General features: G+C 44.6%; 12 protein-coding genes. 5 read left to right on the forward strand and 7 right to left on the reverse strand.

What is annotated here, in order from left to right:
• Positions 1-7: 7 nt before the first annotated feature.
• Complete coding sequence (locus HRU80_16525) at positions 8-700, reverse strand: GntR family transcriptional regulator (GenBank protein ID QOJ30388.1); 693 nt, start codon at positions 698-700, stop codon at positions 8-10.
• Between the two features lie 132 nt (positions 701-832).
• On the opposite strand from HRU80_16525, the gene HRU80_16530 reads away from it, so the two are divergent.
• Genes HRU80_16530 through HRU80_16540 form a run of 3 tightly spaced genes read left to right on the forward strand, consistent with a single transcriptional unit; the run spans position 833 to position 1,947 of the window.
• Positions 833-982: a hypothetical protein gene (locus tag HRU80_16530; protein QOJ30389.1), complete on the forward strand. Its 150-nt coding sequence runs from the start codon at positions 833-835 to the stop codon at positions 980-982.
• 44 nt (positions 983-1,026) lie between these two features.
• Complete coding sequence (locus HRU80_16535; protein ID QOJ30390.1) at positions 1,027-1,503, forward strand: hypothetical protein; 477 nt, start codon at positions 1,027-1,029, stop codon at positions 1,501-1,503.
• A 15-nt stretch (positions 1,504-1,518) separates the two neighbouring features.
• The gene (locus HRU80_16540; protein QOJ30391.1) at positions 1,519-1,947 is read left to right on the forward strand and encodes a hypothetical protein; all 429 of its coding nucleotides are present in this window, start codon (positions 1,519-1,521) and stop codon (positions 1,945-1,947) included.
• 100 nt (positions 1,948-2,047) lie between these two features.
• On the opposite strand, the gene HRU80_16545 is transcribed toward HRU80_16540, so the two are convergent.
• The 5 genes from HRU80_16545 to HRU80_16565 all read right to left on the reverse strand — a co-directional run bounded on the left by HRU80_16545 (position 2,048) and on the right by HRU80_16565 (position 6,513).
• Positions 2,048-2,608 (reverse strand): hypothetical protein, encoded by a 561-nt coding sequence (locus tag HRU80_16545; protein ID QOJ30392.1) that lies wholly within the window; start codon positions 2,606-2,608, stop codon positions 2,048-2,050.
• A gap of 213 nt (positions 2,609-2,821) precedes the next feature.
• Positions 2,822-3,952: an FAD-dependent monooxygenase gene (locus tag HRU80_16550; protein QOJ30393.1), complete on the reverse strand. Its 1,131-nt coding sequence runs from the start codon at positions 3,950-3,952 to the stop codon at positions 2,822-2,824.
• A gap of 107 nt (positions 3,953-4,059) precedes the next feature.
• Positions 4,060-4,617 (reverse strand): Crp/Fnr family transcriptional regulator, encoded by a 558-nt coding sequence (locus HRU80_16555; protein QOJ30394.1) that lies wholly within the window; start codon positions 4,615-4,617, stop codon positions 4,060-4,062.
• Between the two features lie 51 nt (positions 4,618-4,668).
• Positions 4,669-5,001 carry a transposase gene (locus HRU80_16560; protein ID QOJ30395.1) on the reverse strand — a complete coding sequence of 111 codons (333 nt, stop codon included), beginning with the start codon at positions 4,999-5,001 and terminating at the stop codon, positions 4,669-4,671.
• Between the two features lie 258 nt (positions 5,002-5,259).
• Entirely contained in the window at positions 5,260-6,513 is a 1,254-nt protein-coding gene (locus HRU80_16565) for a hypothetical protein (protein ID QOJ30595.1), read from the reverse strand.
• Positions 6,514-7,112: 599 nt separating this feature from the next.
• On the opposite strand from HRU80_16565, the gene HRU80_16570 reads away from it, so the two are divergent.
• Complete coding sequence (locus HRU80_16570; protein ID QOJ30396.1) at positions 7,113-12,098, forward strand: cyclic nucleotide-binding domain-containing protein; 4,986 nt, start codon at positions 7,113-7,115, stop codon at positions 12,096-12,098.
• A gap of 236 nt (positions 12,099-12,334) precedes the next feature.
• Positions 12,335-13,003, forward strand: coding sequence for an SDR family NAD(P)-dependent oxidoreductase (locus tag HRU80_16575; protein QOJ30397.1), 669 nt, complete (start codon positions 12,335-12,337; stop codon positions 13,001-13,003).
• A 172-nt stretch (positions 13,004-13,175) separates the two neighbouring features.
• On the opposite strand, the gene HRU80_16580 is transcribed toward HRU80_16575, so the two are convergent.
• Positions 13,176-14,696, reverse strand: a complete 1,521-nt coding sequence (locus HRU80_16580; GenBank protein ID QOJ30398.1) for a MarR family transcriptional regulator — start codon at positions 14,694-14,696, stop codon at positions 13,176-13,178.
• Positions 14,697-15,050: the final 354 nt, after the last annotated feature.

The raw sequence follows: 15,050 nt of genomic DNA on the forward strand, positions 1-15,050 counted from the left end.
CGGGTTCTCAGTTCTTTGTAACGGGTTGTTGGTTTTTCTGGATAAAATCATAAAGCGCGAGCCGTGCTGTTTCTCCGTGCACCCTGATAAGCTGTTCAAGTTTTTCGCCATTTTTTTCTTTTATATAACGGATTATGAGCCAGTGTTCGTCAACCGACTGCTGCAGATGGGAAAGAAGGGAAACATATATATAGTTATAGCGCAGAGTCTGTTTCCTGAGAGTGGTAATGATTTTAATCAGTTTCTGATTTTTGGAGAGCTCGCAGAGATTATGGTGAAAACGGGAGTTCAGATCAAGAAACCTGCGGTAATTTTTGGATTCAGACCGGGCAATCTTTTCCATCTGGCGGTTAAGCGCTTCAAGATGTTCAATTTCTTCCTCCTCTGCGTAATCCATGGCAAGGCGTCCGGCAAGAGCTTCAAGGGCCCCTTTTATCAGATAAGTCTCCTGGGCATCCTGCAAAGAGAGTTCAGTCACCACGGCACCTTTGCGCGGGTGGACAGTCAGGAATCCCTCCTGCTCAAGCTGGAGAAATGCTTCCCTGATCGGGGTCCGGCTTACGCCAAGGGAGCCGGCAATTTCATCTTCGGTAACCCTGCCGCCGGGTTTAAGTTTCCCCTCAATCACGGAATCACGCACCAGGGAGGCAATCCTGTCTCTCAGGGGTTTCAGTTCGGGGCCGATTGGTTCAAATTTCATGCACTTTTCTGTATATTGTATACAATCTACAATCCAAACATACCGGTTTCGCCATTAACGGGCAAGGGAAATCAATGTACAATGAACAATGTACAGGGGTGTGGTTTTAAGAGAAACTCAATTCGGAGTAACTTGGGCTGGTACAAGGATGGCAGGGACGGCATGGACACGATGAACGGTAAGGAAGACCGCATTTTCACCCCCTGGCTGTACGGAAAGCAAACCATATTCAGATTACAAAGCGGCGGTAATGAGCGGGAACTTAATTGCACAGGAAAATAAATTTTACTTATAAGTAAAATTTCTTATCTTTGCTGCAGATTTTTATGCGATTTACGTTACAGAAAATTGAAGCTTTATCCGGAATGAAGGCCTCCTGCTATTCGGTGGTAGTTGAAAACGAGGAAAAATCTCTGTTTGAAAAGTTTCTTGAAGAAAATTCTGTTTTACACAAAGATGAAATTCTGGATATTCTTGCAAGATTGAACACTATCGCTCAAACTACCGGTATAAGAAGGGGCTTTTTTAAAGAATTCGAAGGCAACCCAGGCGACGGAGTTTGTGCCCTTTATGATGAACCCTCCAGAAAGCTAAGACTCTATTGCATTCTTTTTGGAGAAAAGATAATTGTTCTCGGGGGTGGCGGCAGGAAATCTGTACAAAAGCTTCAGCAGGATGCTAAACTAAAAGCAGAAAACTTTCTGCTGAGAGAAGTTTCTAAAACAATTACACGTGCTATCATCACAAAGGAGACCGCTTTCACCGATGATATGCTTGAGTTCACCGGTGATCTTATTTTTTGATTGAGACATACTATTATGAAAAACAAAACTGAAAACCTGCTTCCCTCACTTCTTGAGGAAATAACTCCCGGCCGTCAGAAGCAAACTGACGCAAAAATGGTAATCGCCGCAAAGATCGAAGATGCTATGCGGGCAAAAGGATGGAAGCACAAGGATCTTCTTCGTGCCATGAAAAAAGAAAATCCGGCGTTGGTTACCAGATGGCTTTCCGGAACTCATAATTTTACTGTGGAGACTCTGGTTGAGCTCGAAACAGCGCTGGATATTAAGCTATTAGTCCGGGAAATTGAAGGACCCGTTCATCAAGTTCATGATAAAAAACGGGATCATGAAAGGATATATACCGGCAGCATTCCGCCCCAGCCAGAGAAAAAAGCATTGCTGAAAAATGATACATTGCCGCCCCTTCCAACGAGAAGGAAAAAATCAAAAATACATGGTTGATACTTTTTTCGAGAGAATCTATCGCAGACGGCAATAAACGAAAAATATTTTGCCTGCCGCCATAATTGAGCAGCAGGCAGATTAATACTTATCCCCCTGCTTAAAAGAACCCGATAATTCCTGCCGCAATCATAGGGCCGCTGGTCAGGTTCAGCCCGGATTCATCAAGAACATTCCCGCCGGTGACATATGACATTCCAAACGATAGCATCGCCCTTACATTAAATTGAAATGACCGCGCGATAGGCGTAATAAATTCAAACCCTCCGTTCAGACTGCTGTATGATCCGCCGATATCACGGTCACCGCTGAAAAACCCGATTGTGAGCTCTCCCACCGGGCGGATTTCTGTATTGAAGTTCCGGCTGTCTGACGGAGTTTCTATACCCAGGGTAAACGTATAAAGCCCAACTTCATTTTTCCTGTTTCCGAGATACTGGTCACCCATTGAGGCGGATGCATAACCAAAAGAAAAAACCAGCATATCGCCAAAACCCACCCTGTATCCCGTGAAATTACCCTTTTTATCCAGCTTTTTCCCCGCGAATCCGTCATTATTAACATGAATATATTCGGCATTCAGTTTATAATATACTTCCTGCGAAAAAGCCATGCCGGAAAGAATTGTACAACAAATCACCAATAAAAGAGATCTTACCAACAAACACCTCCTGTTAAACAAAAAAATTGTATCCCGGAAGATAGAAAGCACCGGGAAACGGGGCAAGACCTCTGCCCCGCACCAGATATAGTTCCCTGCTCCCTGAAGTACCTGCGCTCCGGAAAACTCTCGCTGTTTCAGCCGGAAGCTACTTGAGGGTCCGGTCTAATGCACAATTACTGAAACGCGCGGAGTACCCCTGATACCCAATTCCTATGCAATATGATATATTTTCTGAAACTGCCTCCGGGTTACAAATTCAGGAATGCATTTGAGTGCAAAGTTTCTCAGAGGAATAAGCAGCTTGTTATCCGCCTGAGCGATTTGGCCGAGCCGCCTTGATGTGTCTATGATGTAAGCAGCTTTTTTTATTCTTCTCTTTTCAAAAGAACTGAACGCATCGTGAAGTTCTCTTCCGGATGCAATCTCCTGATGAAGCACCATCACATCCTCAATGGCCTGACATGCTCCCTGGCCAAGGTTAGGTGTGGTTGCATGTGCAGCATCACCAATGAGCAAAACCCTGCCGAATGCAAAACGGCTGAGGGGCAGTATATCACAGATTGAATTCATCAGCATTTCACTGTCAGAGGATACATCTAACACATGACCGATAAGAGGATGATAATCAGCGAAGTGATCTCTGAGACCTCTAACCGTAACATGTTTCATCCGTACATCATACTGGCTGCTGTTTATGACAGCGAACCAGTAGAGACGGTTTCCGTTTACAGGTACGATGCCAAACCTGCCTCTGCTGCCCCAGGTTTCAGTTGCTTCCTTAATCTTCAGATCCGCATTACTGATAACACTCCGCCAGCATAAATATCCTGCGTATCTCGGCTTTGATTCAGGGAGCAGCTGCATACGGATTGGGGAGTGTATCCCGTCAGCGCTGATAAGATAATCTCCCTCTTGCTCAGTGCCGTCATCAAAGCGGAGACTCACAGAGTTCTCCGTCTGGCTGAATGAAACTGCCTTCCTGCCGGTTCGATATATATCATTAGGAAGAAAACTCTGCAGCAGGCCGTGAAGAGTCTGGCGGTGGATGGCAAATCCCGTGAATTGCTCTCTAAATCGGGCAGATGGTCTTTGTTCCTTAATCACCCTTCCTCTCTGGTTAAGAATCGCGAGCTGATCTATTGGATTTGCCGATTCAATAAACTGATCAGCAATACCAAAATATTCAAGCGCTTTCAGAGCGTTCGGCTGGATGACAAGACCCGCTCCGGCAGCAGTTATCTGCGGCGCTGATTCAAAGATTGTTACTGAAAATCCTGATTTGATAAGAGCAATAGCTGCTGTCAGTCCGGCAATTCCGCCGCCGTTAATAAGTACTTTCAATTTGTAGTATCCTTCTTTTTTTACAAAGCAAAATTACCCTGTTCAGAAGAAGAGATTATTTACAAATGTTAAATTTTACCGGCTGAATGATTAACAAATGTTAAAAACTACTGAATGCCTGCACGAATCCTGCTCACGCTTACCTGAGTCATTCCAAGATATGATGCAATATGCCTGAGCGGTGCCCGGCTGATAATACCCGGAAACTTTTTTTCAAACTCATAGTAACGCTCTCTGGCGGAAAGAAACCTGATGCTTTCAATTTCCGTTTGACATTCAATAAAGGCCATGATGGCAAGTTTTCTCCCGCAGTGCTCTATCTGATGATACTCCCCGCAAAGTTTCTCAAATTCATGATTATATATTTCAATCAGCATGGTATCTTCAAGCAGTTCAATTCCCTTATGCGAGGGCTCCCCGGTGAAGTAGCTTGGAATTCCCCCGAGGAAATTCATATCCATGGCAAAATAGTCAGTAGTATCATTGCCATCACGGATATAATATACTCTTCCCAGTCCTTTCAGGATAAAGTAGAGCTTGCGTGAAATTTCACCCGGTATAAGAAGCTGAGTACCTTTTTTGAGGGATTTTTCAGAGCAGATTCCCGCAAGCGCCTCCTGCTCCTTCTGTCCGAGGGGGGCAAGTTTAGTTAACAGCTCAATCATTGCATTCATGTAACGCTCCTTCGGTTATAACCAATATATATCTGAAACCGGTCAGCTCCCCGGTTTTCTCAGGGCTCTTTCGACTTCTGGGTCCCTGCCAAGTGTTCTTTTAAGAACATCATTTTCGCGGCGGAGCTTATCAATCTCTGTTTGCAGTCTTTGTGCCTCCGCTTTTAATCTCCCGATTTCTGCTTTCCTGCGAAGGGCTTTACGCTCATCCTCTTTATCGGTAATAGCTGCAATTACAATCTCCTGCCACTCCTGCAGCAAGGATACCGGGATATCATACTTTGCCGAGATAACATTTTCATCCACCCCCTCCTGCAGATACTCCTTAAGTATTGCTGTCTTCTCATCCGGGGTAAAATCCGAATCTTTTTTCATGCCTGTTCCTGTTATGGTTAAAATGAAAATAATGATTGTAATATTTTATGATGTGCCGAAAAATAAGAATAATCACAAAAATCATACATTCGCTGAGGAGCCACACACAATCTAAAAGACAGACCAAGAACAGAATTCATATTATATTTCCAGTTCATGAAGCATCTGTCTTCAAATCACCTCTGCAGCCCTGAACTAGATAACTTGTGAGGCAGAAGATATTTGTGTCTCACTCCAATGATGCACAAAATCAGTATACTACTGGATAGTCAGAGCAAATTCCGCTTCATTATTCAGCATATTAATTTTTTGCACGAGGCGAACAACGTACCCTGCAAATTGGACATTAGCTTCGCCGCTCGAAAGTTTAAAGGAGCTTACAACATTCTTAATGGTAGATTTTTGTTCCGCGCTCAGTTCATCTATAACTAACAGCACTCTTAGATTTGATTTAAATGCATCTATCAGAAGTTTTTCAATTTCTCTTTCGATGGCGCGTTCTTTAATTTGAGGGTTTATCTCCTTAATCCATCCTATAAATTTGGACGACTGTGACTCATATTGATTTATATACTCAATAATTTTGTCCACCCAGCTATTAATTGTTTTTACTCTTGTCTGCTCATCAGTGATTATGCTGAATGATGACGCGAATCTCATTAACTGCGGGATAACCATACTGTTAAGATAGCTGGATTTGTCAATTTCCTTTTGTTTGCGCTCTCCGAAACACTCATATTCTATCAGATTTATCCTGAAAGGATCATTAATTTTTTTATTAAACTCAATTAAAATTCCGTCCGGGATAGTTCTGATTCCCTGCACATTATTGCCATCAACTTTGAATCCCTTAGTTTTAAATAGTCTGTTTTCCGGTATTAATAACGTCTTTGCCTCGGGAAACTGCGGAAACAGAGAGTAAAAATTTTCATTAACAAGAGTTTCCAATCCTTTAATTTTATCAGTTTCATTTGAAAACTGTACCGTCTGAAATGTTCCCATGATATTTACCTTAACATCTGGTATTTCCCGTGCAAGCTGATTTAGTTCATCTTCATCTTCAATGGTAGTCTTGTCTTCTTCCGGGTTTTCCGGCTGTGACGGCTGATCAAAAATATACATCTTGTCAGATTTATTTCTTAAAAATTCCTGATCAATCAGACTAATAGCGTATTCATCATTAAACGGCTTCGCCCCCTGAACATATTTCATCGCCCAATATTTGCCACCAGCAGCTGAAAGGAATGAAATTTCAAAGGGATTGCAATATTCAATATCTTTGATCGTTAACGCATTAACATATATTTCTGAATTCTCCCACGGTTTGGTATCCGTTGGCTCATCGAGGACAAACCTTGCACCGCAGAGGCTTTTTTTCCCAATTTTAACCACAAGATAAATCAAATCACCAGTTTTAGGCCCGCGGTTATTAAAGCCAGCCACTTTTTCATGCAAACATAGATAGTAATTCGTTACTGAGTTCGAACAATGCAGTATTCTTACATTCATTATTTTACTCGCTTTCCATTTGATTATTACCCGCCTTAATTCTGGTTTGAAAAACGCCAGGTCTTGGGATTTTGAAGTTCATTATAAATCTACGAGGTGCCTTTTGATTTTTTTCATTCCTTCCAAAATTAGTCAATTGATTAATATTCACAAGCCGGAATATTATCCTCCTTGCCTGAGTTGTTGAAAACCGGGTATGGGAGTTTTTACTATTCATGACCCTCGGTAACGAAAATCTTTGGCCAGAATCTGCTTCATTCGCGTTAAAAATGCGGAATACAAACCAAAGGCATCACATAACTGCAAACTCAATTTTTCATAAAAAGCCCCTCAAGTAGTCAGATACGGATTTAGCTGATACTCCGCAATTACCGCCGCGATTCACACCTCCCAATTCATACTTCATAATTCATACTTCATAATTCATACCCTTATCTTTCGTCTTCATAATTAGCCCATAATTTAATATCTTTCCGAAAAGCTCTTTTGCAGATTTTATAGCTCGTTCCCCCTCCCCTTACCGGCGGCGGGGCGGTCTATGGTTTCTGCCTGCGCCGGCATTGTTTTAGTGGTCTTGTCCGGTGTTCAATAAGTATTTTCCCATGGGCGCAAAAGAATATAAGCTGTTTTCCGTTATAAAGCCGAACAGACTCTTTGACAACATCCCGGAGTCCCAGCTCAGCTTCAAAATTTCTCAGAAGGACTTTGTCAACTTCGAGGAGGGGGATATTATTTTCCAGAGCGGCGACCAGGCAGATATTATTTACCTGATTGTTGAAGGGCGTGTTAAGATAAAATACAACGCCAATGTGGACGGACAGCGGTATTTTGAAAAAAGCGACCAGGAGTTTTTCGGGGAACGTGAGTTTATTCAGGGAATTAACCGCTCCTCTTCTGCCGTAGCCGAAACCCCGGTACGCGCTTTTGTAATGACCAAGGATGTGGTAAACCAGCTGATCCAGAAAAATCCGGAACTGCTCCACAATCTTCAGGCAATTGACCCGATGAAGGATGTTGCCCGCTTCGGTATGACCACCCAGTTCCACTCCGATGAGTTTGATGCACTGATGCGCTCGGTTAAGCAGTCTGCCGGAGGTGACCCTTACAGCACTACGGAAAGTATGCTGATTAACCCGGACATGGTGCCGGAGTCATCCTATCAGGTGCCGGATCTTCCCTATCAGATTCCCGAAGAACCTGAAACGCAGGATTATACGGGCAATTTCCAGCCCGCTCAACCGGATGATCAGGATCAGTTTAACCCCCATTTCACGATGGAAATTCTTGATCCCTCTGAGGGTGCTCCCTATACCATAACGGACAACACATTCGCAACGAATGATGATTTCCGTCTTCCGGAGCAAACCGCTGATGCCGGCGATCAATTTCAGATCAATCCGGACCTGTTTAAGACCGGACAGGTAAGCAGTTTTGTCTACCCGGGAAGCGGCACCCCAAAACAGGAAGAGCCGGAGGATACTCCATTCCGGTTCGGAGCAGAAGATATACCAGAAGACGCGCTCCCTCTGCCTGAGAACAACATTTACGATGATATATACGGGGATGACCGCCAAAAGACAGCAGAAAGTGATGACGCTTCTTTTTCATTTGATCTTCTCTCGCTCCCTGATGATGACGAAATTAAACGTGAGGGCTCTTTGGATGAGTACCTCGCCGAACATCCTGAAGAAGCAGCCAGCATTCCCGCACCTGAGGATATTTCACCAGAACTGAAAGAACTTCAGCAGATGTTTGATCAGGAGGGCTTTGGCAAACTCCCCGATGGCTTTGCGCAATCTCTGCTTGATTCGGACCTCCTTTCAAAAACGCCTGAAGAACTTGAAGCAATTATCCGGGCGGGAGGGCAGATTCCGCCGCAGGAGTCAGAAGCTCCGGCTAATAATGCTCAGGAATTCAGCTGGGATTTTCTCCCCCCTGATGCTCTCGCAGGAGAATCAGAAGGAAATGATGAAACTCCTTCACAGGCTGCACCATTCACTATTCCGGAAGGATTCACCTTTGATGAGGAGACGCCGCTTCCCGCCGGATCAGCGGATGAGCAGGATACGGCGCCGTTCCATTTAAATATTCCCGCTTCTTCTGATGAAGAAACCGGCACGTTTCCTGATTTCGGTGAATTAACCGATACCGAAGAAGTCTCCGGCACCCCCGGAGAAGGCGCTCCCTCATTTCATCTGCATCTGCCGGGAGATTCTGAGGAAGAACCAGCCGCGTTCCCTGATTTTTCAACTGAGAAAGATTCATCCTCCGAAGCCGGAGGCGAGGAGCCTGCTCCTGCAGCGGGCGATATATATACAGAAGAGCCGCCGTTTCATCTGAGTCTCCCCCCTGAAAGCAGGGAAGAGCAGGCAGCATTTCCTGATTTTATCACCCAGGAAGAACCAGCCGCCGCACCGGCAGATCAGGAATCTGTTCCGGCTGAGAACGATATATACACTGAAGAACCCCCTTTCCATCTGAGTCTCCCCGAAGATTTTAACGCAGCACCTTCAGCCGAAGAAGCTGTTCAGCCCGGCGAAGCTGATGCTAACGAGCTTTACCCCCAGGATCTCCTGCCTCTGAATGAACATGAGGATCCGTTTGCGCCGTTTCAGGTCAGGATTACCGGCGAAACTTCTTCAGCAGAAGTGTCAGCCCCCGCAGAATCTGAAGTAATTGGCGAACCCGAAGCTGCGGATACCGGAGATATTCCTGAACCGGAGGAAACAGCCGGCGAGTGGAGCGGATGGAATTTTACCGGTGACCCGGAAACCGGAAGCCGTGACCAGGAGACTCCGTTACCGGACGGCGATATATACTCCGCTGAGTCAGAGGGAAGCCCGGAAGAATTTGAAGTGCTCGAACCTCAGCGTGATGAAGCTGAACTTCCCGATCTTAGTGATGAGACTCCGCCCAAAGAACGCGGCTCTCTTCTGAACACACTCTTTGGCAAGAGCACCGCAAGCCGCGAAAAGCAGCCGGAGCAGCAGATGCCGCCTCCTGAAGATGAACAGTCGGGAGAATATATATGGGACTTCGAAAAAAATGAGTTTGTAAAACTTGAGCCCGGCAAAATTGAAGAAGCCATTCCGGAAAAAACCGGACCAGATAAGCAGGATTTTTCCAGGACCCTTGCTGATGAAGCCCCTCCTGAGCCGAGAAGTACCGCGATGACCGGTGAATTCACCACCGCTGATTTCGTCTGGGATCCGGAAAAAGAAGAGTTTGTAAGCGTTGCCGAAAGTGCTGCTGAAAAAACTGCTATTACCGCAGACGGTGATAGTGATGCAGACCTTACTGCAGGAACAGGAAGTGACTTAGATACCTTTTCTCCGCCTGCAATAACAGGCGAGGTGGTTACCGCTGACTTTATCTGGGATCCCGATAAACAGGAATTTGTTTCAGCATCGGAATTAGAGCCGGTATCCTCTCCGAATGAAGAAGAATTTCAGCCGGAGCAGGGAGCAGACTTTTCCTCCTTCGATGAAAGCCGGGAGCAGGAACACGAAGAAGAAGAGGAATTCCGGGGATTCAGCAGCCAGGATTCTGAAGATATATTTAAACTTCCGGTAGATTTTGCCTCCGGTGATTTCAGCCGGGATGAAGATATATATCCTCCTCATGAACAGAATATACAGGAAGATTTTCCGCCGGATGAAACGCCCGCTGAAGATGAAGCCATTGAGGAAACGGCAGAAGGGGGACTCTGGGATTTTTCTGATGAAGAAGAGACACCACAGAAAATTACCCCGCCGGTTCAGGAACAAAGTGAACCGTTGCCGCAGAGGGAACTGAAACTGCCGGCGCTGAATTTTCTTGATGATTCGTCTGCCGGAGGTAATATATCATCAGAAGAACTTCCCGCTGACGCGCTTGAACAGGTTAAATCATGGATTGATACCGCAAGTGACCATGACCTGATGAATCTGCTCAGCACCATGGGTAAAGCTTTTGAAACGAATGAACAACTGCAGGCAGATCAGGATTCCGCCTCCCATACAGACTCCGGACGGGAGACTGAAGATATATATAAGGACACAGAACGCACCTTAAGGGACACAATGGAAAACACCTCAAACCAGGATAATAAAAAATCACTGCGCTCACTCTTCAAGGTAGTCTCAGAAAAGACGCCTCCGCCTGAGTTATCAGAACCGCAAAATGTTTTTGATGCCGGAGATGCATTCTGGGGAACACCAGATGACACCGCGGAGAAAGAAAGCTTCCTGCAGGAAGACAGCACTTCAGCAGATCAGAGCATGGGAGCAGAACTAGGGAACGAATTTACTTCTCCTGATACACCCGCTGCTTTTATAAAACGCAATGAACCCGATTTTAAAACCCCACTGAAGAAAACATCCGCGCTGGACTCTGTGCAGATGTCCTCAGACCGCGAGCATAGTCTTTCCGAAGAACAGCTCCGCATGATTATTGAAGCGGCAAAAACCGTAAACTCAAACGTAAAACTGGATGAAGCGCTTACCACCATCGTGGTCACGGCATCCAACCTGACCAAGGCAGACCGCGGAACGTTATATATCGTTGACCGTGAGACTGATGAACTCTGGTCAAAGGTAATGAAAGGCGAGCAGATTGAAGAAATCCGGCTGAAGATAGGACAGGGTATATCCGGCTGGGTAGCCCGCAGCGGTGAAATTCTTAATCTGAAAAATGCCTATGAAGACGCGCGTTTTGAAGCATCGTTTGACAGCATTACCGGATATAAAACCAGTTCCATGCTCTGCTATCCGATAAAAGACAAACACAATAACGTGATCGCCGTTCTGCAGCTCCTTAACTCGCATCAGGGTACGTTCAGCCGGCTTGACGAAGAGATGATCAGCGCTCTTTCTTCCTTCATTGGAATCACAATTCAGAATGCCGAACTGATTGAAGGCATGGTGCAGGGTGACCGGCTTAACAGTCTGGGCAAGGTTGCCAATTTCATTATCTCTGATATTAAGAAACCAATCCTTACCATCAAGCATCTTGCTGAACACCTCCGCACCAAGAAAGACCTTCCGCGGGATGTCCGATCGGTTCTGAAGATGATACTTGACCAGTCCATTATTGTAGGCGATCTTATCCTCACTACGCTCAATTATTCACAGGGCAAAGTAATCCTGAATAAGAAGCTGGCTAAAATTAATTCCGTGCTGGATGAAATCCTCGGTATGCTTCAGGACGCCATTGAATATAAGAAGGTGCAGATATTTAAGAAGTATGACCGGGATGTTTTTGTGATGGTTGACCGGAAGGAGCTGTATCAGGCATTCTTCCAGATTACCAAAAACGCCTGTGATGCAATGCCCGGCGGCGGCAAGCTGCAGGTTACCACCAAAGTGATTGATGAGGATGGCACCATCGAGATTTCCTTTAAGGATTCAGGAATGGGAATTCCTGATGCCATAAAGGAGAAGCTTTTTGAACCATTCTTTTCACAGGGAAAGAAAAACGGCATCGGGCTCGGGCTTCCCATTACGGAAAAAATTATCCGCGAGCATGGGGGCACCATTTCCGTTGAAAGCGAACTGGGCAGCGGCGCTAATTTCGTCATAACGCTTCCGCAGGTTACCCGGGTAGGGTAGTATTTCATTTTAGGGGACTGCTCTGCCTGAGGAACAGTCCCCCGGTTTTTCCTACCTCCCCCCTCTCAAAACCCGGCAGTTCCTGTGGGAAACTCCGTTCTGAAAGTACTTTCCTGATATAAATCACTTTTTTGTATATAACCTGAGCGAATTTTCCGTTCTGTATCACAACGGGGTGAGGGATTTTTTTTAATTTTCATAAATGATTTTCCTTCAATACTGAAAGAATATACAGCATGTATTTAAAGAATAAGCCGGTATGCACTATAGTTGGAGCCGGACCGGGAGTCGGTTTATCGGTTGCAAAACGATTCGCAAAAGAAGGTTTCCGCATCGCCCTGATCGCAAGACGTCAGGATATGCTTGATGAATACAGAACTGAGCTTACCCGTCAGGGAGCGGATGTTCATATCTTCTCCGGAGACGCGGGTGATTTTGAGTCGCTGATTCAGGCATTCAAAAAGATCAACGGGTCACTGGGTGACACTCATGTTCTGGTCTATAATGCAGCCATAGTCCGATCATCTCTCCCCTCGGAGTGCTCCCCCGCACGTCTGCTTGAGGATTTTAAGGTTAATGTCGGAGGTGCGCTGCAGGCAGCACAGTTAGTAATACCGGCCATGAAGGAAGCCAAAAAGGGAACCATCCTTTTCACCGGCGGCGGACTGGCACTGGATCCAATTCCGCAATACACATCCCTCGCCATCGGAAAAGCAGGAATCCGCAGTCTGGCCTTTACTCTGTTTGGGGAAATGCTCACGCAGGGGGTTCACGTCGCCACAGTTACCATAGCCGGTATCGTTAAGCCCGGCACAAAGTTTGACCCCGATCTGATTGCCAATGAATACTGGAGACTCCACAGCCAGCCCCAGGGCAAATGGGAAAAGGAAATCATCATAAGATAATTATGAATTATGAAGTATGAATTTTCGTAGAGACGATCTAAAAGAATTATGAATTATAAATAGGTTTATAAATTCATGTAAAGACGATGCAAACGAATTATGAATTATGAAGTATGAAGTATTAGATAACGAGTAAAATTCTTCGCAAAAGTGAAAGAAAAATTATATGAGTTTAGGCAACTTTACTGAGAATAGCCGGTAACTCTAATTCGCGTATATAAAGACCACAAGGAATAGTGCTGAGTCCCAGTTTTGTTAAATGGTAACAATGGGTATTCGGCACTTTTTCTATAAGGTTGTGTTTTCTCAGTCGAGTTAGTATACGTGATACTTTTGCAGAACTGTAGTTATCACCGAGATTCTTACGCAAGGTTTTGTTTCTGATTCCATTGAGGGTATTACTCCCACAATGAACAGCAATAAGCACATCCTGTTCCTGCTTGTCAAAGAAGTTTATCCCTTTAACTGAGCGGCCATTATCTTTGAGGGGATTGCTGAGTTGTTCTAAATTCATTCTACCGGCTGAGGTATCATCGAAGGAGGCAAGAAAATCAAGGTATCTGCTGTTTACCGCTGTACACTCTTTCCTGAGCGGATGGATACTGTAAATACTCTTTTTCATCTCTGCTTTTTTCCAGGTGATTGTTCCCTGACGGGTTTTCACCATGCGATAGATTCTAAATGCTTTGATATTATTCACCGTCGTCTCAATGCGGAGAACTCCTGGAGCTTTATCATACATTTTAACACTATTTGCACCAATAGCGTGCTTAACGCGAGTTCCATGAATCATTTTATTATAATGAGTAGTGACTTCCTGTTCATAATGAGCAGCAAGCGACCGGTTAAAAAAGGTAGCTATGTTACCTGGTTTGACCAAATGAATACATCTGAGGATTAATTCGTCGTAAAGATGTTTCATTCGATGCTTGTCCTTGAAGACAATATCGGTGGCATATTCTGCCTGAGTAAAAGTCCACTCCGGCCACTGGCGATATTCGGCAAAAACCGGGAGATATCGCCGCATAAATGCTTTCAGCCCGGAGTGTAAATTACCTGCACTGATTTTATCACTGAGTTTTTGTGCTTTCTGAAAATCACTTAGGTAGGTAAAGACATTATCCTGAAGAATATACATGATCCGGTTCTTACGGAGTTTATAAGCCAGAAGATTATGACCGTTAAAATACAACTGAACTTTGCAAGGCAGCCAGGTAGGAATACGAATAAAGCAAAGTCCAAGATATTTATCTAAGAAATACAAATAATAATGCAGGCATTTTGAGGATCGCGCACGAACATCTCCGGTATGAGTGATCTTGTTCCAGGTGGTCTGATATCCGTCGCAAGATTCCATAATTGAGAAAATCGCAACAATGCCTTGCTTGAGGTTCTTTTCAGAAATGATTTTTTTGACTGTATTTTCTTTGTTGACCAGTCTCGGACTCCTGATATAGACAATAGGAACCCGGGTTTTTGCACTAAGAGTCTCCATTTGTGCATTAATTTTATCACGGACGGATTTAGCAAATTTCGTATAGTCCACAAACTTGATCTTGTGTTTGAGCAAAAAAAATTTCATTGCTCCCGGATATCTCCAGCCTGGCATTGTTCCACTGATAATAATCCGGTCAAAACAACTTACAACACCGAGAATATTGTCTTTATATTTTTCCAGAAAAGCCGAGAACATGAGAATCCTTTTGCAATTGAGTTCTCTATATTACGAAAATTCCCATGAATTTGTTCGCTTACCATTTTGGTTCTGGCTACGCCAGCGTATGAATTACAAATTGGTTTATAAATTTATGTAGAGACGATGCAATCGCCAGGAGAAACCATTATATACAGCATTTTTTTGCGATTGCGTCGTCTCATCGAGTATCTGCGCCTTACACCTCAATAAATTCCTTTTCCTTTCAATATACGATGCAATCGCATGGACAGAACATTATACACGATATTTTTTTGCGATTGCGTCGTCTCATCAAGTATCTGCGCCTAACACCTCAATAAATTCCTTTTCCTTCCCTGAGACAATGCAATA

The sequence above is a fragment of the Ignavibacteriales bacterium genome (assembly GCA_015709675.1).
Classification (GTDB): Bacteria; Bacteroidota; Ignavibacteria; order Ignavibacteriales; family Ignavibacteriaceae; genus H2-BAC3.